Origin of the sequence: Salmonella sp. 32020114201800008SM (assembly GCF_017572025.1) — a bacterium.
GTDB lineage: Bacteria > Pseudomonadota > Gammaproteobacteria > Enterobacterales > Enterobacteriaceae > Salmonella > Salmonella enterica.
The window spans coordinates 67,277-88,397 of the sequence record NZ_JAGEQM010000007.1 but is presented as its reverse complement, the minus strand read 5'-3'; the positions used below and the strand labels follow the sequence as shown (position 1 = coordinate 88,397).

General features: G+C 41.5%; 25 protein-coding genes and 1 pseudogene. 14 read left to right on the top strand and 12 right to left on the bottom strand.

The window, feature by feature from the left end; translation table 11 throughout:
* Positions 1–68: 68 nt before the first annotated feature.
* The 5 genes from J4613_RS18300 to J4613_RS18280 form a co-directional block, all read right to left on the bottom strand.
* The gene (locus tag J4613_RS18300; protein ID WP_048990923.1) at positions 69–1,343 is read right to left on the bottom strand and encodes a relaxase/mobilization nuclease domain-containing protein; all 1,275 of its coding nucleotides are present in this window, start codon (positions 1,341–1,343) and stop codon (positions 69–71) included.
* Complete coding sequence (locus J4613_RS18295; protein WP_048990926.1) at positions 1,312–1,749, bottom strand: hypothetical protein; 438 nt, start codon at positions 1,747–1,749, stop codon at positions 1,312–1,314. The genes J4613_RS18300 and J4613_RS18295 overlap by 32 nt, the downstream gene beginning before the upstream one ends.
* 182 nt (positions 1,750–1,931) lie before the next feature.
* Positions 1,932–2,474, bottom strand: a complete 543-nt coding sequence (locus tag J4613_RS18290) for a hypothetical protein (protein WP_077516590.1) — start codon at positions 2,472–2,474, stop codon at positions 1,932–1,934.
* A 112-nt stretch (positions 2,475–2,586) separates the two neighbouring features.
* Complete coding sequence (locus tag J4613_RS18285) at positions 2,587–2,877, bottom strand: hypothetical protein (RefSeq protein ID WP_136698985.1); 291 nt, start codon at positions 2,875–2,877, stop codon at positions 2,587–2,589.
* A 27-nt stretch (positions 2,878–2,904) separates the two neighbouring features.
* On the bottom strand, positions 2,905–4,404 hold the full coding sequence (locus tag J4613_RS18280) for an SIR2 family protein (RefSeq protein WP_048990928.1): 1,500 nt from the start codon (positions 4,402–4,404) through the stop codon (positions 2,905–2,907).
* 192 nt (positions 4,405–4,596) lie between these two features.
* On the opposite strand from J4613_RS18280, the gene J4613_RS18275 reads away from it, so the two are divergent.
* Positions 4,597–5,073, top strand: a complete 477-nt coding sequence (locus J4613_RS18275; RefSeq protein WP_048990929.1) for a hypothetical protein — start codon at positions 4,597–4,599, stop codon at positions 5,071–5,073.
* A 54-nt stretch (positions 5,074–5,127) separates the two neighbouring features.
* On the opposite strand, the gene J4613_RS18270 is transcribed toward J4613_RS18275, so the two are convergent.
* The 6 genes from J4613_RS18270 to J4613_RS18245 all read right to left on the bottom strand — a co-directional run bounded on the left by J4613_RS18270 (position 5,128) and on the right by J4613_RS18245 (position 12,023).
* The gene (locus J4613_RS18270; protein ID WP_077516592.1) at positions 5,128–6,948 is read right to left on the bottom strand and encodes a DUF3732 domain-containing protein; all 1,821 of its coding nucleotides are present in this window, start codon (positions 6,946–6,948) and stop codon (positions 5,128–5,130) included.
* Positions 6,948–7,394, bottom strand: coding sequence for a three component ABC system middle component (locus J4613_RS18265; RefSeq protein WP_000708540.1), 447 nt, complete (start codon positions 7,392–7,394; stop codon positions 6,948–6,950). Before J4613_RS18265 ends, J4613_RS18270 begins: the two co-directional genes overlap by 1 nt.
* The gene (locus J4613_RS18260; protein ID WP_223271244.1) at positions 7,391–8,554 is read right to left on the bottom strand and encodes a hypothetical protein; all 1,164 of its coding nucleotides are present in this window, start codon (positions 8,552–8,554) and stop codon (positions 7,391–7,393) included. The genes J4613_RS18265 and J4613_RS18260 overlap by 4 nt, the downstream gene beginning before the upstream one ends.
* A 250-nt stretch (positions 8,555–8,804) precedes the next feature.
* Positions 8,805–10,034, bottom strand: a complete 1,230-nt coding sequence (locus J4613_RS18255; RefSeq protein ID WP_053884584.1) for an integrase domain-containing protein — start codon at positions 10,032–10,034, stop codon at positions 8,805–8,807.
* 327 nt (positions 10,035–10,361) lie between these two features.
* Positions 10,362–11,387: a site-specific integrase gene (locus tag J4613_RS18250; protein WP_208293668.1), complete on the bottom strand. Its 1,026-nt coding sequence runs from the start codon at positions 11,385–11,387 to the stop codon at positions 10,362–10,364.
* 3 nt (positions 11,388–11,390) lie between these two features.
* Positions 11,391–12,023 (bottom strand): helix-turn-helix domain-containing protein, encoded by a 633-nt coding sequence (locus J4613_RS18245; RefSeq protein ID WP_000052559.1) that lies wholly within the window; start codon positions 12,021–12,023, stop codon positions 11,391–11,393.
* Between the two features lie 116 nt (positions 12,024–12,139).
* Between J4613_RS18245 and J4613_RS18240 the strand changes: the two genes are divergently transcribed.
* From J4613_RS18240 to J4613_RS18230, 3 genes are read left to right on the top strand one after another with little or no spacing between them, the layout of a single operon-like run.
* On the top strand, positions 12,140–12,379 hold the full coding sequence (locus tag J4613_RS18240) for a hypothetical protein (protein WP_000102104.1): 240 nt from the start codon (positions 12,140–12,142) through the stop codon (positions 12,377–12,379).
* A gap of 35 nt (positions 12,380–12,414) precedes the next feature.
* Positions 12,415–12,924, top strand: coding sequence for a phage regulatory CII family protein (locus tag J4613_RS18235; RefSeq protein ID WP_000460862.1), 510 nt, complete (start codon positions 12,415–12,417; stop codon positions 12,922–12,924).
* 7 nt (positions 12,925–12,931) lie between these two features.
* Positions 12,932–13,165 (top strand): phage filamentation protein Fil family protein, encoded by a 234-nt coding sequence (locus tag J4613_RS18230; protein WP_000957775.1) that lies wholly within the window; start codon positions 12,932–12,934, stop codon positions 13,163–13,165.
* On the opposite strand, the gene J4613_RS18225 is transcribed toward J4613_RS18230, so the two are convergent.
* A complete protein-coding gene (locus J4613_RS18225) occupies positions 13,113–13,571 on the bottom strand; it encodes a hypothetical protein (RefSeq protein ID WP_000166366.1) in 459 nt (152 codons plus the stop codon). The two genes, J4613_RS18230 and J4613_RS18225, sit on opposite strands and share 53 nt — an antisense overlap.
* A 219-nt stretch (positions 13,572–13,790) precedes the next feature.
* Between J4613_RS18225 and J4613_RS18220 the strand changes: the two genes are divergently transcribed.
* The 10 genes and pseudogenes from J4613_RS18220 to J4613_RS18175 all read left to right on the top strand — a co-directional run bounded on the left by J4613_RS18220 (position 13,791) and on the right by J4613_RS18175 (position 21,116).
* Positions 13,791–14,132 carry a DUF5347 domain-containing protein gene (locus J4613_RS18220; RefSeq protein ID WP_000963195.1) on the top strand — a complete coding sequence of 114 codons (342 nt, stop codon included), beginning with the start codon at positions 13,791–13,793 and terminating at the stop codon, positions 14,130–14,132.
* A 67-nt stretch (positions 14,133–14,199) separates the two neighbouring features.
* The gene (locus J4613_RS18215; RefSeq protein WP_001244234.1) at positions 14,200–14,433 is read left to right on the top strand and encodes a DUF2732 domain-containing protein; all 234 of its coding nucleotides are present in this window, start codon (positions 14,200–14,202) and stop codon (positions 14,431–14,433) included.
* A complete protein-coding gene (locus J4613_RS18210) occupies positions 14,433–14,660 on the top strand; it encodes a TraR/DksA family transcriptional regulator (protein WP_000785509.1) in 228 nt (75 codons plus the stop codon). The genes J4613_RS18215 and J4613_RS18210 overlap by 1 nt, the downstream gene beginning before the upstream one ends.
* Entirely contained in the window at positions 14,657–15,514 is an 858-nt protein-coding gene (locus tag J4613_RS18205; RefSeq protein ID WP_208293667.1) for a DNA adenine methylase, read from the top strand. Before J4613_RS18210 ends, J4613_RS18205 begins: the two co-directional genes overlap by 4 nt.
* Positions 15,505–17,916: a replication endonuclease gene (locus tag J4613_RS18200; RefSeq protein ID WP_208293666.1), complete on the top strand. Its 2,412-nt coding sequence runs from the start codon at positions 15,505–15,507 to the stop codon at positions 17,914–17,916. The genes J4613_RS18205 and J4613_RS18200 overlap by 10 nt, the downstream gene beginning before the upstream one ends.
* A gap of 155 nt (positions 17,917–18,071) precedes the next feature.
* On the top strand, positions 18,072–18,260 hold the full coding sequence (locus tag J4613_RS18195; RefSeq protein WP_015406337.1) for a hypothetical protein: 189 nt from the start codon (positions 18,072–18,074) through the stop codon (positions 18,258–18,260).
* Between the two features lie 11 nt (positions 18,261–18,271).
* A pseudogene (locus J4613_RS18190) lies at positions 18,272–18,495 on the top strand (DinI-like family protein); the annotation flags it as partial.
* A 129-nt stretch (positions 18,496–18,624) separates the two neighbouring features.
* Complete coding sequence (locus J4613_RS18185) at positions 18,625–19,302, top strand: hypothetical protein (protein WP_015406339.1); 678 nt, start codon at positions 18,625–18,627, stop codon at positions 19,300–19,302.
* A gap of 322 nt (positions 19,303–19,624) precedes the next feature.
* Positions 19,625–20,434 (top strand): TIGR04255 family protein, encoded by an 810-nt coding sequence (locus J4613_RS18180; RefSeq protein ID WP_058344351.1) that lies wholly within the window; start codon positions 19,625–19,627, stop codon positions 20,432–20,434.
* A gap of 19 nt (positions 20,435–20,453) precedes the next feature.
* Positions 20,454–21,116, top strand: coding sequence for an XRE family transcriptional regulator (locus J4613_RS18175; protein ID WP_133217610.1), 663 nt, complete (start codon positions 20,454–20,456; stop codon positions 21,114–21,116).
* Positions 21,117–21,121: the final 5 nt, after the last annotated feature.

Below are 21,121 nucleotides of genomic sequence, written 5' to 3'. Positions count from 1 at the left end.
GCTAGATTATCGATCGGTATAAGCGATCAATCTGTTGTGCTGTATCTATCAAAGAAGGCTTGCCAGCCTTACATCGAAAGCGACGCTCTTCTAGGTAGGGATACTGATTCGGTAGGATTTTTTTGGGAGAGATGTGTTATCTCTATCATCTTCACACCAGTGATAGTTTTGTGTTTTCTTGGACGTTTAAGGGTTGGGATTTTGAGGTTTTTGAAGATGGTAATAATGGTATTGATATAGGGGATGGTCTCTAACCATCTGAATGTTGAAACCATATAGCTTCGCTTGGCGGCTTCTTTTACCGCTTCGGTTGCAAACGCTTCTTGAGCACCAGCACCTGCTTCTAAGTGAAGCTGCTTTACAGAAGCGTTAGTGTATTCGTCCTGATCAGCACGGTTATGGTTATCATGGATAAGTGCTTCTATGGGGCGGTTAACGTATTCTGTCATGATTTCAGGAGCATCTGTAGTTATGGCCATATCATGAGTTGCACTAACAGATGTTTCTCTGACAGAGGATTTCAGTTTAAACAGGAAAGCATTATCGCGTTCCGGCTGATAATCGAGTTTGTCCTGTAAAGCCGTCCAGGAATAGCCTTTGCCAAGCTGAGATGCTTTGAAAGCAATCCCGTCGTATTCGAATGAGAAGCCGTTCATGCGTCCGGTAGAAGCGATGTTCGGGATTACTCTGATGTTTTGTGCGACAAGTTGATGCACAAACTCAGTGGTTGACAGTTTATTGGCAAGGAGTACTTCCAGAGCGTTTTGGATAATGGTTTTAGGGCATAGCTCACCAGTTCTCTTTTCTATCATCAGCTCATTACGGGATTTTTTGAGCTTCGGTTTAGGTGAGGGCGCTGCTGGAGATGCTTTCGGTCCTTTGGTTCTTGTCAGATTGTAATCTCTTTCAAGTTGCTGAATTATTCTCGTGCTTGCCAGGTTCTCATTCCTGCCGAGGTAGAGCTTTCCGGCATTAAGAGACACTCTGCTGGCGATGATATGGATGTGCTGGCCATCTTCGTCGTCATGTAGGACGTAGCATCTGAGATGCGTTTCAGAGAAGCCCATACGCTTCATGTAGTCATCAGCTATGATTGCCCATTCTGAATTTGTTAACGCTTCGTTCTTCGGCAAACGAAGCGAATTGTGCCATACGGGTTTGACCACATCACGACGAAGCGCTTTTGTGGTATTAAATTCAACTATCAGATCTTCAGCGGCGCTTCCATCCATGTTCCCGCCAATCACTATCGGATCTTTTTTATGATGAGAAGCTGGTTTTAATGCGTAAAGCACTACACCAGCGAAGCTCTTACCTCTCTTTATCTTCTGCATTCCCTTCATGGGAAGCTCTCCACAGGTCTGCGGTAATTAAATGCAAGCGAATTTCTGAGACCTGACGCTTTACGGCGAAGAGTTCAGTTTGCGTCAGAGAGCTTTCATAGCTCTTGCTATCAAGATGAGCCACAAGCTTGTTTAGCTTCTGCGAAATCTCACCAAGGATTTTCCAGGCTTCAATATTGATAGCTGGAACGACAGCAGGAAGTTTATTAAGTAAAGATAAGCGAAGCCACTCGCCTTTACGATGACGGCCACGTCTCTTATTGAGAAGAGTTAGCTCTTCATCATTAAATCTGACACTGACGCAATGAGAACGAAGCTGGTTGTGTGAGAGCTTCGCTTCGTTAACGCTTCCATTACGGGAATGCTTACTCACAACGATCTTATTAAAAGTATTATTTTCGGTCATGTGAACTCCTTTTCATATAATTAAATAAAAGCATACTCCTTATGCTTAATTTATTTATATAATAGATGCGAATAATGTCAACGCAGTGTGTTGATTTTGCTTTTAATTTTTTTCAACCAAAGGGCGAAAAAACAAGGGGAACTCGAAGAAGCAGCGTAGCGCTTCGATGAGTTAGCCCTTGCTTATAGCTTGGTTCTTGTGCCTTGTTCAATTAACATGTTTTTCAATAATTGAAATTGTTTTTCTTCTAATTTTTTTGATTTAAATATTCGGTCGATCTCCGGTTTTGATTCACCATTTAAAATCATGCTTGATAATTTTATATTGAAGTCTAAAAATTGAGATCTTGAAAACAAACATTGATTAATCAAACCGTTATGCGGACATGGTTTGTTTGTTTCTCTAATTTCATTTAATAAAGAAATTCTCTTTTTGAATTCTTCTGGATGATTTTTTATCATAAGTGAGTAATATTTGTAATTCGTGTTAAATTGACGAGTGTATAATCTTTTGAATTCTTCTTGCGTATATTTTTCATTTATATTTTTCTCATCAATAAAAATATTATTATCTTTATGTAAAGTAAGATATTCATAAGCAATCTGTGAATATTGAGAACCAAGCTTTTCTTGCACGTCATCACTTGGATTATTTGATTCATTAGCAAAACTATTTGTTGAGAAAGCTATGCTTGTCAGAAGAAAAAGTAATTTAGTTATTTTCATGGTGTGAACCTCTGTAATTATTATTAATGTGATAAATAACTACAATGTTTTAACCATGTTGTCAATTTTAGTAAAAGGCCTGCTTATGAATAAGAAGGCCTTTTATTTCTCTTTATTTATGAATGTTATTATATTCTGTGTCAACATTCGAACAGTCAAAACCTGGTTGCGCAGCAGCAGGTATTGTATCTAATAGAGATACTACCCTTTCTGCTGTCTTTCTATTTATATGATATATAGCAACTAATTTATCAATTAATTGGTTGCTTGAAATATTTAATTTTTCTTGCTTTTCGGAGCAGGCATGGAACAACGGCGCATGATCAATTGGAGAAACAATCTTTGGTGGTTCTGCGTAGACAGCTAAAGGTAATAATAAAAATATTGGAAAGAGTTTATTCATTTTTGCCTCAAATTTTTTAATTGAAATTTAAATGTCATAATATTTATAATCGTACAAGCATAATAATCGTCTATATACTGTGCTATTTTTATCTTCGAAAGATAATAAATAACTCTTAATATCCTCAGATTGTATTCTATCTTGATAATAACTATGAAAGATGCAGTCATCTTTTTTTGAGATAGGTAATGCCCTGTCTTCAATAATTTCTGAAATAGTATTGTGAATATTGCTGCAATTGTTTGCAGTTGTCCGCTCAAAATGATCAGCAAGTTTCCTTCTTTGTTGTTCCTTATAAATTTCTACATTATCAAGTTCAGGGCAGATTTCACTGAATGCAAAGATTGGAAAGAACTGGGAACTTTGTATTTTCTGTTTATTTAACAATATAATTAATTGCTTATTTGCTTCCTCAACAATCTTGAAATAATCTTGCATCATCTCAGGCTTGGTTTGGAACTCATACTTGACTCGTTTATGAGAACCTACGGCTAATACCATTTGTCCATTTTTTAACTGGTCTAAATCTTCTGTGATTTTTACTTCTATATCCCCACCACTTTTTATTTCATTCCAGACTTTTTGAACTTTTCTAATATCCATTGCTGAAACTGGTAAGATTAAATCTGACAAACTTTCATATATAGAAGCGTAATCATCAGTCTTTATTTTATTTATTCTTATAGTGGTAGCATTTCCTATATATATATCGTGTTCAGATATAGTATTAGATCGTGAATCTTTTTCATATTCGACAAGTAAAAAATTACTTCTTATTTTATTAGCTATATCTGAGTTAGTAGGTACATAGGAAAAAATAGTCTTTAAAATTTGCTGTATGTTTCTATCGCTTATGCTATAACCAATAAAGATAACCGGATTATGTATGAATAATGAGAGTAATTGTGCTCTAATTAGTTCATATTTGTTATCGAAATAGTCATAATCTTCTTCTGTAATCGTTAGTTCGGAAGGGGCAGAGACACAACCATGTATTTTATATACAGACCCATAAGGATTACTTAAAAGTATGCTATTACCTATTAGGGGTTCGAATTCAAAAAATTGTTCAATCAAAGTGTCATAATTAGTAGTAATAATTGAACCAATATTTTTTCTCATTTTTATCAGTTCAGCTATTTCGTCATTTTTTTCTTCTTTAATTAAAGTGGTTGATAATATTTTAGTTATATATATTTTAAATCTACTTAAATTAACACCTTTATCCATTTCAGTATAGAAAATATCATTTATTTCTTTGAATTTACCATTTCTGTCATTAGATAAAGTTTCGTTAAATAATCTTTCTATATTGCTTGCAATTTTTTCATATTTATACTCACCATTTATTTGACATTTTGATTTAATGTCAAGATAAGATTCTTTATCACCGGTAAGCTCAAAGCAGATATGAGATAGGAGACCATTCCAATCAAAGGAATTTGACAGATATCTCAAACTGAATCCAGTTCCAATGAACAGTACTGGATGATTTCGATAGTTCCCGATAAACTCTCTTATATCCATAATTTAAGTTAACTCTTTGTTTATAAAGGGAAAGTAGATGTTTTAGCAATCATAATAATATTATCGTTTGATTATCTAGCACTGTCCAGCTTTCTTGGGCAAAAAGTACTTTTTTCTCATTGATTTTGCTTAGTAATACGATAAGGAATATACTTCGAGAGAAATTAATTTTGAGTGTGATAGGAGTTATCTATGTCGATCATAATGGATATTATCTCTGTTATTGGTTCCGGTGTTTCGATATCTGGTATTACCCTGAAGGATTTAATCAAGAAAAACCCTAATAAAGTTGAAATTGAACGTTATATAAAATTTCTTGAACCAAAGAAAGTCTTAACAGCTCCTCTTGACGAGGAAATTATTTATGCAGTTATAAAAAGCCTGGAAGAAATAAAGAAAGAGACGGAAAATGTTAGGCTGAAATGCAATGATGAGTCGGTTTCATTAGTTTTATTAAATTTGGTTTTGACTATGAGTGAAGAACTTATGAGTCTTCATAAGATTTCTAATTCTGCTGATGCTAATGTGAAGATGTATAAAAATCTGCAAAAGATAAGAATAAAATTTGCTCAAGCACTTGCTATGTTATGCAGCGCATATGATATTGATATAACACGTTCAGAACTTTCAAAATTTATCCTGGATGTTGGTTATAAACCTCGTAGCTGATAAGCTGTGGCACTATGTATGCAATCATAGTGCCCTCATAATCTCTGTTCGATTTTATTTGAAATGAATTAAACCATAATTGCCTCTTAATTCATTATCAACAAGAGTAAAGTTCGTCATTTCTCTGTCAAGCCAATAAGACTCTTCAATATGCTCTAACAGTATTATTTGGAAACCACCATGAGACCGCATTTTCTCAACAAAAGAATTAATTTCACTTAGGGCTGCATCAAGACTTGCAAAGTCATCAGTTTTTTTACCAGCAGTACTAAAATATGGAGTGCTGGGCTGGTCAATGACTAAGAATCGTGGAACCCACGGTACTTTTCTATCTCTTACCAATTCGTGAAGTGCAAGGAAATAAGCTACATGTACATACATATAGTTAGAAGCACTTCCAATATCTATCATTTTTTCAACTTGATTTTTATTTATCAAATCAAGTGTTTTTTTTGCCTTGTTGAATATCGGAGTTGCATCCTCAAATCCTTTTAAAGGCATCCGTTTGAATATTTCCTTTATTTTTCCGTTCAGTAAACTCAATGTATATTCTTTAAAGGCATTATTATCTGTTATCTTGCTTTCTAACTCATTAATTTTAGTAGTTATCTTTTCTATAGTATCAGTATAATCATATTTAGGGAGAACAACTATCCGTTTAATTTCAGAGCTGAGTTCACCCATGAACCGATAAAGCTCGATTGGTGTGATTTTTTCATCACTAACAGTTGCAAGTTTTTTACTCAAGGATGATATTTTAAGTTCTAACTCTTTTCTCTTAGCATTTGTTTTTGATATGAGTGAGTTTTGTCCTTTTTCGGCTATAGCCTTTTTTATCTCTGAGCTTTGGTTCAATAAGGATTTAATGATTGAATAGATGTTTTTTGTATATAAAATTTCGCTATAATTATCATCTAGATATTTGGCTATTAAAAGAGAGTCTTGGTTATCTTTTAAAAACTTCTTATATTCAGTATTTGTTTCTATATATTCATTAATGTCTGTCAGTTCTTTTTTTAAGAGGAAAAGTTCTTTTTCAATTTTTGTTCTTTCATTAATTGCTGGGATTTCGTTTATATCCTTGTAATTAACTATCGCTTTCAAATTTTCAAGTTTATCACTTACAGTTGGTTCATTCTTGCTGTTTTCACTTATTAAACCAAAATAATACGCCCTGTCGTATAGTGATTCTATTTCACTTTCGAAATTGAAATAAGAGTCTTTGCTAGCCGACTGTTTATATTCGATACGAGCAAGATTCCTTTGTAATTCTTCTAACCGCGTTCTCATTATCATAGTTTCGGCGTTTTCACTGCCAAGAGCCATGTCAAAGGTTCGGTCAATACGCTCTCTTGTCTTTAAATCAGAGATTTTCGAATAAAGATGTTCTGAAGAAGTTAGTGTTGTTTGATCTATAAAGCAATGCGGGATAAAATATCTATAGGATACTTTTGACCCTTGTTGTATGAATCTACCACCATAAGGGATTTTTAGAGAACTATTAATACCAAACTCATAATTCAGATGTTCTTTTAAAACATCCTTTTTGATATTGTTAATAGGGATTTGTGGAATGTCTCCATTTTTGTCAAAGTAAACTAGATCATCTTCTTCAAAGTGTGTCGCTTTTCTACAAATAGTGAAATATTTACCGTTTATACTTAATCTAATCCCATACCAATTTACAAAATTATCGACATTTGTTTTTGATATACCATCAGATGATGAGGATAAAAGGCAATAATCAATGATAGCCAGTATTGAGGATTTCCCTTTGCCAGAATCACCTGTTATTACATTTACCTTATTTTCCTCAAGTTCTAAATTCCTCAAGGTTGAATCAATTTGCCATATTAAAATATTAGTAATCTGCATTATAATCTAACTCCACAAATGTCATATATATTGTGTGGTTCTTCTAATAATAAACGTGCAACGTTTATAGATGCTGCCTGTATTTTTACGGCTCTTTTGCCAATAAACGGGATCGCATTATCTAATATTAACTTGTTTTTAAATGCTAATTTACCGTGTTCTAATTCAGCTATTCCATTTTCAAGGCACAATGAAACACAATTAACTGAGGATGGAAGGAAATTATAGAATCTTTTATTTATGGATACTATTATTTCGGGCTTGGTTAATAGTAGATCTTGAAAAGATAGTGTATTGGTTCTCTTGTGTGCAAGGTAATCTAAGCTTTTTTTATGAAATATAATTGGTAAAATTAGCATTGCATTGCTTATTTCAATATTTGATGCTATTGATAACACCTCTTGCAAAGAGAATATACCCAAAAGTTCATTGTTATATATTTTCATTTATAGACTGACTCCCAGTTTTGAAGCCATCCTATTTTGGGCTTATCTGAAAGGAGCAAGAACGTTCCTGTAGTCATAGATTTAGGTAATTGATTTTTATCCAACACAATATTACAGTTTCCTGTCAATTCAGTATAGACAGAGAAGGCTTTATTAAGATGATCTTCATTTATTTCTGTAAAACGGCTTCGTATATACGTTGCTGAATGACGTGATTGCCATTCATCAAGCGCTTTTAGATATATTAGTCTTTCTTCTTGAGTTGTTAAATCTCCAGAGCTTTGCAATTTTTGAATGAAAGCTTCTGTTTTGGCCATTTCATTTATATATTTTACGATTGAATCGCTATTCAAATCCAAATCTTTAAGTTGTTTGTAAGATATCTTTGATTCAACGTTAGTTGGGTATGCAGATTCAAAATCGTAGTATTGGTCGAAATTATTTATACAATTTCTTGAAATTTGAATAATCCTATCTATTCCTAAATTATTTCGAAAATCATCATAACTTATATTTATTTTGGTGTGATTTTTAACCAAATCATATTTATGTTTAAAAAAAGCACCTGAAATATAATTAAAAGCATCATCTATTTTATCATCAGGGATTGCTAATGTTTTTAGTAATGTTTTTATTTGGCGGATGATCCCATCTTCGCTATGTTGAAAACTTATACTATTAAATAAACGTTTAGAAGAATTGCTATCGAGTGAGTTTATGATAGAAATATACTTATAGAGGTCATCTGACTTATTTTTATGATCTTGTTCTATCTTTTCTATTTCATCTTTTATTTTTTCAATGTCCTTAGTGTCGTTAGTCAAAAGTTGCACGATACCAGGCTCTAAGGTAAGACCTTTGTTAGTGTAAAAAATAAGGCTAATGCTTTTGTCGCCTATGGTCTTAATCGCCTCTGACCAATTATATAATGTTTTCCATAAGTCTATGTCTTTATTAGTTATATTAGACTTGTTAATTGAATGTTTAACTTGAACCAAAGTTTTATGACCCTCGATGCTCTCAAGATGGAGATCGTCATAAACTTCAATCCCAATGTGTTCTTCTGGTTTAAGCTCTAAGGCATGTTTTAAAGCAACGTAATCTTGATAGGTAAAACCTATTGAATTTTTGTCAGCATTAGTTTTTTCAAAGAAATCCATATGGTAGCCCACTAAGGAAACAAGCAATGAAAGCATAAAAAAACATCAGTATCTTTTTTTCACCATATCAAACACTAAAAACATATGGAAGCATACGTATCAAAGTTTAGTTATATAACCTTATGTTTTTATACTGGTTTTATGTACATGTGCGCTTTCAATCCGATGAGAATGTTTTAGCTAAGGGGCATTCGTCAGTATATGGGCTTTCCAGGCTATCCCTATCCTTCTTGCTAATCCCCTGTATCAGTCAAGCAGCGATAGCTTTAACTCTTTGAGTTTGAACGTAATCACTCCACCATTGCATCAAACTCTGTCGTTCTATCAGATATTCTGCACGATTGTATGCTGCGATAATTTCATCTTTTTTAGAGTGGGCGAGTGCTGCCTCAAGAACTTCAGCTCTGAACTTACCAGACTCCTCTGCCGCTGTTCTTGCAATCGAACGCATACCGTGAGCTACAAGTTCGCCTCCAAACCCCATTCGGATAATAGCTGCGTTGGCTGTTTGTTCATGCATATGATTAAGAGGCGCTTTAATGCTGGGGAAAACCCATTCTCTATGCCCACTTATTGATTTCATTAATTCAAGGATGTGCAAAGCTTCTTTACTCAAAGGAACTTTGTGAGGCTTTTTCATTTTCATAAAATCAGCAGGAATGTTCCAAATGTTGTTGGTTGTATCAATATCAGACCACCTTGCGCGAACGGCTTCACCCGGACGAACCCATGTCAACAATTGCCATTCAATTAGCATACGTGTTTCCAGCCGGATTGACGCATTCGTCAAAGATTCCATAAACCTTGGCAATTCGCTTGGGGGAAGGGCAGGCATATTTTGCTTTTTTGGTTTACTGAATCTTTGACCAAGGTTGTCAGCCGGATTGAACTCAATAAGTTCTTCAGTGGCTGCCCACCGGAAGATTTCATTCAGACGTGAAATGATGCGGCGTAGAGTTTCCAATACGCCTCGTTGCTCAATAGGATCAAGGTGTTGTTTTAAGAGCTTAGGTCGGATCTCATTGATAGGGACATTACCCAGGCCAGGAAAGACATTTCTCTCTAAGCTGCGCCAGATGTCTGCTGCATGGTCTTGTGAGATACCTGAGGTCTTTACCTTCTCATCCAACCATTTCCTTGCCACGGCTTGGAGAGTGTGTTCAGTAGCATTCTTTAAGGCATTAGCTTTATCGTTGTTATGAACTTGGGGATCAATGCCATTAGCAAGCAAGGAAAGGTATTCATCTCGTAAGGCTCTGGCTCTTGCCAGTGTAAGGTGAGGATATGTCCCAAGGCTCATTTTGGTTCTTTTTTTACTGACTGGCACTGCATACCTGAAATACCAATTCTTCTTTCCTCCTTTCGAGAGGGGAGCGATTCGTAGTAGCAAACCATCTCCGTCAAACAAGTTGATTTCTTTGTCGGCTGGCTTGGTGCTTTTGATTTCAGTGTCAGTGAGCTTCTTAGCGATTTTTGCCATTTTGGGACCCTCGGTTTTTGGACCCTTCTTAGTGGGTCCCATTCAGGGTGCCATAAGTGATAGTTCTCAGCAATTCTCCCTGGACGACAATAGACGTAAAAAAGCCCGCAGAGCTTGTGCTGTGCGGGCTTAGTAGACTTCATTGTACTTCAAACAACTAAAAAGTGGTGGAGCTGGCGGGAGTTGAACCCGCGTCCGAAATTCCTACATACCATTTTTAGTATAGTAAAAACAGTGTATTGCGTTTAAAAACAGCGAGTTAGTATTATTCAGTGTTCGTCCGTTTTACGCATTTTTAATGCCCTGCCGCCAAAATGCCGCCATAAATTAGCGTTTCCAATTGAGGTTGTGAAGCGGGTTTTTTGTCACTGCGTCTTCGAGGTGGTCAGGGGCAAAGTGAGCGTAAACCATCGTCATTTTTATATCTGCGTGGCCCAGAATATCGCGCAGTACCAGTATGTTTCCGCCGTTCATCATAAAGTGGCTGGCGAAGGTATGGCGCAGCACGTGGGTACATTGGCCTTCTGGTAGCTCAATACCAGCTCTTTTTACTGCACGCTCAAAAGCTTTTCTGCATGGCGTGAATAGCTTCCCTCTGTTTTTGGGGAGTTCTTCATACAGATCCTGAGATATTGGCACGGTACGGTTTTTCTTGCCCTTCGTCTTGGTATAAGTGATGCGGTATTTTGATAGCTGATGGCCCTGCAGGTTTTCAGCTTCACTCCATCGGGCGCCAGTTGCCAGGCATACTTTTGCAATCATCAGCAAACTGGGACTCTGAGAATCAGCACAGGCATCCAGTAGACGTTTAATTTCTTCCGGTGCCAGGAACGCCAGTTCGCCCTCTGCGATTTTGAATGTTGGTAGCCCAGCGAGCGGGTTGGGTGCTGACCAGTGGCCCAGATTTTTCAGTGTGCCAAAAACAGATGATAGGTTACGTTGTTCAAGGTTTACCGTACGGGGCTTAACTGGCGACATAAGCACGCCATCTTCATTTTTTACTTCACCTTTTAACCGTGCTTCCCTGTATTTCGTAAAATCGCCTGCGGTTAACTCTGAGGCAATGGGATCGCCCAAGCCATTACAAATAATGCTGAGTTTTGCCATCAGGCGTTTGGGGTCTGCCAGCGTCTGCCCATAAAGTGAATGCCACTGATCAATCACTTCTGACAAATGCCGCCGATCTTCCTTCTCCCCCAGCCACGGTTTTTTGTTCACCTCATCCATGGTGTGGTTTTCGAATGCTATGGCCTCGCCTTTAGTCGCAAATTGCTTGCGTACACGTTTGCCATCCCGTCCGTTCGGGTAGCATTCACACAACCATTTTCCGTTAGGCTGTTTTCTGATGCTCATAAGTTAGAGGCTCTTGATTACTTTGACTGCACGCCCGATAGCTTCAATGTCGTCGACCGAGCATTCAAATGATGTTTCATCTTGGTGAACTACAATTTTGTTGCCTGGAATGCGAGCGATTTTGACGATGCTTTTAACTCCGTCCATATCGACTAACCAGAAGCCATTACTGACTTGTTTAACAGACGTATCCACAACAAAGCTATCAGTAGCTGTTTTTACAAATAAAGAGTTGGATGAGTCACCATCGAGCAGTCTGCTATCAAGAAGAATTTCATCACTTGGCTGCAGTTCACCGTTCTTCAGTTCAACATGTTTGATGCTAGGAGCAACAATTTTAGAAAGTGGTCTTACCGTGACGGAGGTTTCGTTTTTGAGATTTCTTTCTTCGTTCTCACACGCATACATATCTCCTTGTCCCGTAGCCAGCCATAGAAGGGAAATTCCTGTTTCAAGAGCGCATTGAATTACCCATTCAGCAGGGAAACTATCCCTTAAGTATCTGTTAGCCATAGTGCTTTTTGATACTTCCAGATGTTCGCAGAGCTGCTGTCGTGAGCTGAAATTGTAAGCCTTAATAAGCCTGTTAATCGCATCGCGCCCACCACTATCATTCCCCGCCTTGATTAAACTCATAATCAAACCTCTTGATGTATATAAAAAGTGATCTTAATATCCATTCATGGTTTGAAAAGCAAAACCAAACCACATAAAACAAGATAAAACGAACCCAAACTAAGAGATACTGCACTATGAGTACTGATATTTCAATTCGTGTACCAAAAGAGATGGCAACGCCTGCTGAGTTCGCGGAGTGGGAAGGTATCTCCCGTGGCTCTGTGTATCAAAAAATTCACCATGGTCAGCTTGCTAAGTACATGGTGAAGAAAGAAAAAAATAAAGGACGTGTAAGCCTGCGGTACCTGATGTACAAAACCGACCAGGTTCGTGAGTCTCTTGGTCATTCCAACTTCCGCGTCATTGTTGGTTAGTAAGTTCGATTATGAGAACTTTCTAAGGGGCTTGCATGTTTGATTATAAGATTTCCAAACATCCACACTTTGACGAAGCCTGCCGGGTTTTCGCGCTGCGTCACAACATGGCGAAGCTGGCAGAACGCGCGGGAATGAAAGTCCAGACGCTGCGTAACAAGCTGAACCCGGAACAACCGCATCAGCTCACGCCGTCGGAGATCTGGCTGCTTACCGATCTTACTGAGGACTCTACGCTCGTTGACGGTTTTTTGGCTCAGATTCACTGCCTGCCATGCGTACCGATGAACGAAGTGGCAAAAGAGAAGCTGCCACATTATGTCATGAGCGCTACTGCTGAAATCGGACGTATTGCTGCCGGTGCTGTATCGGGTGATGTGAAAACTACTGCAGGCCGCCGCGATGTTATCAGTAGCATCAACTCTGTTACTCGCTTAATGGCACTGGCTGCCGTTTCCATACAGGCACGTTTGCAGGCTAACCCGGCGATGGCAAGCGCGGTGGATACCGTGACGGGCCTCGGCGCTTCATTCGGTCTGATCTGAGGTGGCTATGCTGACTAGAGAACCATCTTTTGCATCACTTCTCGTTAAGCAAAGCCCAGCAATGCACTACGGTCACGGCTGGATTTATTTACCTTGCGGAAAAAAGTGGCATCCATGTATTGAACTGTCTCCCCGGCAGCAGGCTGTCCGGGGAATAGGTAAAAAGAGATTGCTACAACGTCTAAGTTTTAACGTGGCAGGCATCCTGCAAACCAGGCGAAAAGCTTTTCCTGGAAGCTGAGCTTAGTGTCGTCAGACCGACCACATGCAATAGCTGCTCTTTTGTAGGCTGGATTTAACAAAGAACCGAAAGGTGCGGAATCAGAGTGATGCAGTGTTTTCAATTTTTGTGCAATCAGTTCCGGGGTCAATTCATCCCCAGCATAAAGCAATTCACCGTACTGACGGCTTTGTACGCTAGCACGCTCGGAAATAATTGCGGGTTGCCACACAAGTTGAATTGTTGCGATTACAACAACGGGCAAAGCGAATACCCATTCCAGCCCGGTATCGGCTATGACAGCAGTACCGCTAATAATCTGAATAGCAGTCATCAATTTGTCAGCCCTACCGTGAAGTGTCGCTGTCATAAGCTCAAGGTAATAGCAGTAATGCAACTGGAAATATTCGGAGCTTTGTTTAGTCATGCCGGATTCCTATTTTTTATCTTGCCCCGGTTCTGGCTTAGGTGCAGGGGCAGGACGAGGCAATACATGGAAGTTGTCAGAGTCTGACATCAGGTTTCTCCTTCGAGGGGTAGGTGATTGTTGGCGCAAATAGTCTACCACTAAGGCACGCGCCGGGCGTGTGAAAAAATTCCCGGCACAACTTCAAATAGGTATATGTACGACGAGATAGGAGGGAGAATGGCTATTGATGGCCCGGTGGCGACAGTTCCACTAAGCCCCGGCAAACGCCTGGATGGGTTGAATCATATTGCTGAATTACGCGCAAAAGTGTTCGGCCTGAATATTGAGTCGGAGCTTGAAAGGTTCATTGAAGATATGCGCGACCAAAGGGATGTTAACAATAAACAAAATGAGAGGGCACTGGCAGCCATATTCTATATGGCAAAGATTCCAGCAGAACGTCATAGCGTCAATATTAGTGATCTGACTACTGACGAAAAGCGGGAACTGATTAAAGCAATGAATCATTTTCGTGCAGTGGTGAGCTTATTTCCAAAACGGCTAACCATGCCGAATTAACCCACAACAGAAATTAATGGCGTAAACCCGCCGGGCTTCTTATTGCCCAAATTCAGGAGAAACAACAATGCGAAATATTGAAACCCGTATCACTAAAACCGGACCAGATGATGCTGGCCTTAATCAGCTGCTGACTGATGCGCGCATGGAAGAACGCCGTGGACGCGCTGATTTGATGGCAGCACGTCTGGACTCTTTGGCTGCCCATATCGTGTCACGTCAGCTTAACCACACGGAAGCGGCTGAGCTGCTGCGTCAAGAAGCGGTGAAGATTCAGAACGAAGCGCAGGAGATCCACTGATGGCTGATTCAATGGACCTCGTACAGCAGCGCGTTGAAGAAGAACGCCAGCGCCACATCCATACCGCCCGCAATAAAACGCCGGGCGTTTCCCGTGTTCTCTGCATTGATTGCGATGCACCGATTCCGCCAGCACGCCGCCGCGCCATTCCGGGCGTGCAGTGCTGCATCACCTGTCAGGAAATCGCAGAGCTGAAAGGCAAACACTACAACGGAGGTGCTGTATGAGCACCATCCTGAAATGGGCGGGTAATAAAACCGCCATCATGGCAGAACTGAAAAAACACCTCCCAGCAGGCCCGCGACTGGTTGAACTTTTCGCGGGTTCATGCGCTGTGATGATAGAGACAGACTATCCTCATTATCTTGTCGCGGATATTAATCCAGACCTGATTAATCTCTATCAGGTGATTAAGAATGATGTTGAATACTTCATCAAAGAGGGCAGATATCTTTTTGAAGCCCGTAATGATCCAGAGGCATATTATAAGACGAGACAGGAGTTTAACTTGCGCCATGGTGGCGCAATTGAACGGGCATTGTATTTCTTATATTTAAATCGCCATGGTTATCGCGGACTGTGTCGCTATAACTTGGACGGTTATTTTAATGTTCCTTACGGTAATTATAAAAAGCCGTACTTCCCTGAAAACGAAATACGTGCATTTGCAGAAAAAGCAAAACGCGCAACGTTTATCTGCGCCAGCTATGACGAGACACTGGCACTGCTGCAAACGGGTGATGTTGTCTATTGCGATCCACCATATGACGGCACGTTTAACGGATATCACACAGCTGGTTTTACAGAGAATGATCAGTTCCATCTGGCGTCTATTCTTGAACGCCGGTCATCAGAAGGTCATCCGGTTATCGTGTCCAACAGCGATACGTCTCTGACCCGTTCGCTTTATCGTGATTTTACTCGCCATCGTATAACCGCTAAGCGCAGCATGGGCGTGGCTGCCGGTGATAGTAAAACTGCAGTAGAAATCATCGCCACAAAATCAGCATGCTGGTTTGGTGTTGATTTGGCGTCTGGTCCTGATATCTCGGTGGAAACTGAGGTGCGGGCGTGGCAGTGAGTAAATTCACATTACATAATGCACCAACCACCGGCGGTTCGAATGAGGCCGCCGTGGTCTTTCCATGGAATACCCCAAAAAAAGCGGTTAACCCGTATCTGGACCCGGCGGAAGTTGCGCCGGAGTCTGCGCTTTCAAACCTGATCGCTCTTTACGCTGCGGATAACGAGCAGGAGCAGTTGCGCCGTGAGACGCTGAGCGATGAGGTCTGGGAACGCTATTTCTTCAATGAATCCCGTGATCCTGTCCAGCGTGAAATAGAGCAGGATCGGCTGATTAGCCATGCCAAAACGGCGCGTGAGCAGCAGCGTTTTAATCCCGATCTGGTCATTATTGCCGACGTGGGCGCCCAACCGGCGCATATCAGCAAGCCGCTACTTGAACGGATTAAATATTTCCATAGCCTGGGCAGAGCAAAAGCTTATTCCCGCTACCTGCGCGAAACAATCAGGCCGTGTCTTGAGCGGCTGGAGCGCGTGCGTCACAGCCAGGTGTCTGCGTCTTTCCGGTTCATGGCGAGCGACGACGGGCTGGAGGGGCTGCTGGTACTCCCTGAAATGAATCAGGATCAGGTCAAACGCCTATCCACGCTGGTTGCGGCACATATGAGCATGTGTCTTGATGCGGCCTGCGGTGATCTGTTTGTCAGTGACGATGTTAAACCAGAAGAAATCCGCCAGGCATGGGAAAGGGTTGCTGCAGAAGCCATGCGCCTTGAGGTCATTCCGCCAGCCTTTGAGCAGTTGCGCCGCAAAAAGCGTCGCCGTAAGCCGGTGCCTTATGAACTGATCCCACCGTCGCTGGCCCGTATGCTGTGCGCGGACTGGTGGTGTCGCAAATTGTGGCAGATGCGCTGCGAGTGGCGGGAGGAGCAGTTGCGCGCCGTCAGCCTGGTCAACAAGAAAGCCTCACCGTATGTCAGCTACGAAGCCGTGATCCACAAACGCGAGCAGCGCCGCAAATCGCTGGAGTTCTTCCGCTCGCATGAGCTGATCAACGAAGACGGCGACACGCTGGACATGGAAGACGTGGTGAACGCCAGCAACAGCAACCCGGCGCACCGCCGTAATGAAATGATGGCCTGTGTTAAGGGGCTGGAGCTGATCGCGGAAATGCGTGGAGACTGCGCGGTGTTTTATACCATCACCTGCCCGTCACGCTTCCACGCAACTCTCAACAACGGCAGGCCTAATCCGAAGTGGACCAGTGCCACGGTCCGGCAGAGCAGTGACTATCTGGTTGATACATTCGCCGCTTTCCGCAAGGCCATGCACAAGACCGGGCTGCGCTGGTACGGCGTCCGCGTTGCAGAGCCGCACCATGACGGCACCGTGCACTGGCATCTTCTGTGCTTTATGCGCAAAAAAGACCGTCGTTCCATCACCGCGCTGCTGCGTAAGTTTGCCATCCGTGAAGACCGCGAGGAGCTGGGCACCAATACCGGGCCGCGCTTCAAGTCCGAGCTAATCAACCCGCGCAAGGGCACGCCGACAAGCTACATCGCCAAATACATCAGCAAAAACATCGACGGGCGCGGGCTGGCTAAAGAAATCAGCAAAGAAACCGGCAGACCACTGCGTGACAGCGCCGAGCATGTCAGCGCCTGGGCATCGCTGCACCGTGTCCAGCAATTTCGTTTCTTTGGTATTCCGGGGCGTCAGGCATACCGCGAGCTGCGCTTGCTGGCAGGTCAGGCGGCGAGAGTACAAGGCGAACGCAAAGCGGGTGCGCCGGTACTGGATAATCCGCGTCTGGATGCGGTACTGGCAGCTGCGGATGCAGGTTGCTTTGCCACCTACATCATGAAACAGGGCGGTGTACTGGTTCCCCGCAAACATCACCTTGTCCGCACAGCTTATGAGCTTAACGACGAACCGAGCGCCTACGGCGATCACGGTATCCGTATCTATGGCATCTGGTCCCCGATTGCAGAGGGCAAGATTTGCACGCACGCGATGAAGTGGAAAAAGGTTCGTAAGGCCGTTGACGTTCAGGAGGCGGCAGCCGACCAGGGCGCTTGCGCCCCTTGGACTCGTGGCAATAACTGTCCCCCTGTTGAAAATCTGAACAAATCAGGGGGGGATCTGCCCGATATTAAAACCATGAATGAGAAGGAACTGCAGGATTATCTCCACAATATGGGCCAGAAGGAACGGCGGGAACTTACAGCCAGGTTGAGACTGGTAAAACCGAAGCGGAAAACAGTATACAAACAGAATATTTCGGAGCAGCAGCGCCTGCAGCTTAAGGCAGAACTGACTGCCAGAGGGTTTGAAGGTAGTGCATCGGAGATTGATTTGCTTCTGCGTGGCGGCAGTATTCCATCCGGGGCTGGGTTGCGTATTTTTTACCGTAACCAGCGGTTGCAGGAAGATGATAGATGGCGGCAATGGTACGGCTGACGCGGGTTAATAATTTATGCTGTTATTGATCGGTGTCAGGGCTATCTAATTGACAGATAAAAAGAGTTTTACATTTCTAGCTTCCTAATATACTGTGATTATAAACAGTGGTTATATATACAGCATTGTGTTCCGTAGCAGTGAAAGGAGGGAAGATGCAGGACTATCTTTTGGAGTCGTTGAAGCTCCAGCGCATTGATTTTTTTATCAAGCTTGTGGCGGCTAGTGAGTGCAGCGACGAAGAGAAGCGGCTGGCTATCCAGTGGGTATCCGAACTGACAGACGAGCTGATGGCAAAAATTCGCAGCCATGAATACATCAGGTCTATGGACGTAACCAGTTAAAGGGAATCTGTATGCGCATTGAAATAATGATCGATAAAGAGCAGAAGATTAGCCAGTCCATACTGGACGCTCTTGAAACCGAGCTTTACCGTAATTTGCGCCCTCTGTACCCAAAAACAGCAATTCGTATCCGCAAGGGCAGCGCCAACGGCGTCAAGCTGAGTGGGTTAAAACTGGATGAAGACAAAAAGCGAGTGATGGAGATTATGCAGCAGGTCTGGGGGACGACAGCTGGCGCACTAGTTTAGTGATTCCAGCCAATGTTTTAAGATTTACATTTCACCTAAATGTTGATGAAGCCCTTCTATAACCATATGATCAGCAAAGATGTTGTACCGTAAAATCAAAAATATATAGGGAATGTATGAAAGCCAATAAGATTATTTTATCGATGTCTCTTGCTGGGGCTTTGACTGGTTGCGCTCCAAATATACCTCGTCCTGTGGGAACTCCTGTGGAGGTTATCAAACCAGCTGTAGGGCAGACAGCTACGGCATATATGGGAAATCCAATCATCAAGTCAGCAACGGGGATAAAAACTGATGTTTTGGAGCTAGGGGCTGCTAATGGAGCTATGTCATCTATTGCTGCGGGTACTTACTGTAATGTTGGCAATGGCGTATACCGTAATCATCAGAACCCACAGTCTGTGGCTTTAAAAAATATTTATGGTCAAGTTGCTGGCTATGTTGATTACGTAAGCTATAACTCTGCGAAAAATGAAATCTCACCACCAAATGGAACATCTTACACGGCTGCTGAAATATCTATCAAACGAGTACCTGATGGACTGTGTCGAGTAGATAATTCTCTTGTAAAAACAATTGAGTATAATGGTAATGCTGGCGGGGTGATGAAGTTTACTTACCGTGAGTTCGCAAACGATATGGCTCGTGCAGCATTTACCACTGATTTTTCTGTAGATTCAAAAATCAGCGATGTTATTACTTACAAAGGCGCTAAGTTTAAGGTAACGAATGCTGATAACTCGTCTATTTCGTATACAGTGATTTCAGGTTTTGATGAAGCAACTAGCTTCTAAATGAAGTCATAGCAGCACCCATGATTGATTGTCATGTTGTGCATGTCTATGCTGCATGAAAACGCATGATCGTTTGAGGATCGTTTTTGCTGAGGCCTGCCAGAACTGGCGGGCTTTTGCTTATGTCATGCAGGTGCAGGAAAACCACTACATAAAGCGGGCAGGCGTGGCGGGGATACGAGCGCGCGCCGAAGCGATTACGTAAGAGTTTTGGCTATTGATGTCATAGTGAACTTAATGATGGAGAAAGTGTCAACCTATGTGTAAACTACAGTTAGTAAGATAAAGAGATATGAGATGAAACAATTTCAAGGAGGGCGGCATGAGTACTAAAAGCGAACGTATGTCCAATGCGCCCGTTTACTATGCATTGGTACAAGTAAAGTTTACTCCAATAGCTGCAATGAGTAAGTATGTTCCAGACATACAAGATGCGCTAAGAGTTGAGGGATTTCCTTTATTTGAGGTTTCCAATACAACTCAGTTGAAATTTGAAATAAAAAACCCCAATGAGCCACCGGTACATTCATTTGAGCCTGTGACAAGTTGGTTGATGATTGATGCAGATAGAAGATCTGGTTTTGTTTTAGGCAACGATTTCATTACGTTCCATACAACATATTATGATAACCATGTATCTTTCATCTCGTCATTGATACTTGGTCTGAGCAAAGTTCTAGAATTTGCTAAGCCATCGCTGTTAAGTCGGATTGGGCTTCGATATTTGGATGCTGTGTTTCCTGAGAAAAGCGAAACAATTGAGCAGTATCTTGTAAAGGAACTTCATGGTGTTGATTTCGGATGGACGCCAATACAGTCCATACAAGAGTCCGTATATCAGACATGTGTTGAGCCATTGATCCCTAATGGATTTATGGTTTCACGAATACATAAGATGAATGGTCAGCTAGGTTTTCCGCCAGATATGATTCCTAATGGTTTACTGCCGTTGCCGAGATTTAGTAACACAGAGCATCGTATGCACGCAATAATTGATACAGATCATTATGTTGAAGGCAACATGTCAACTGATTTGCAGTTAATTGAAAAACAGATTCTTTCGTTGCATAGTAAAGTTAAAGAAGCATTTGAAGGCATGGTTTCAGATTTTGCCCGCACTAAATGGCACTGAAACAACGGAGGTGACTAAAATGTATGCAATTTCTACCGGAAGCATAGGCTCTGTAGATCGATATACTCCAAATTTGCAGTCAAGCTCATGTGTATCAGGTGTTGTTGCTGTCGCCGCATCTTTACTATTAGTTGGTACGGGGGCTTCATACCCTGTAAATGCTTATAAGCAATGGCGTCAGTATGTTCAGCCAAGGGTTCAGTTTGCATTTGATTCCATAGAATCAACGTACACGCCTGCAATTTCTCCTGAGGTTGATGTCAGGAATGTTGCCCAACATTTAGCTAATATTCGAGAAGTGCTGTCTCCATCAATGTCAGAACTGGCAAAGGATTTGGGGATAACTCGGCAGGCTCTCTATAAATGGTTGTCAGGGGAGAACCAGCCTGATGATGCTTCAAAAGTGCAATTCATTACCAACCTTAGTAATGTCGCTGACTCTTTTTCCAAAGCTGGACTCCATGATGCGAAGCTATTGGTGAAAATGAAAGCATTTAATGGTAAGTCATTGATGGACGTAGTAAAAGAAGGTGAGGATTGGAATAGGGCAGTTCAGGTATTGATTGATGAAGCTAAAGCGATGAATGCTGCTGCTGAATCGGCCAATTACTTAGCAAGCAAGGCGAAACCGACAGATGATTGGAAGTCATCTATTTCAATTCCTGGAACGGTAGAGGAATAAATCAC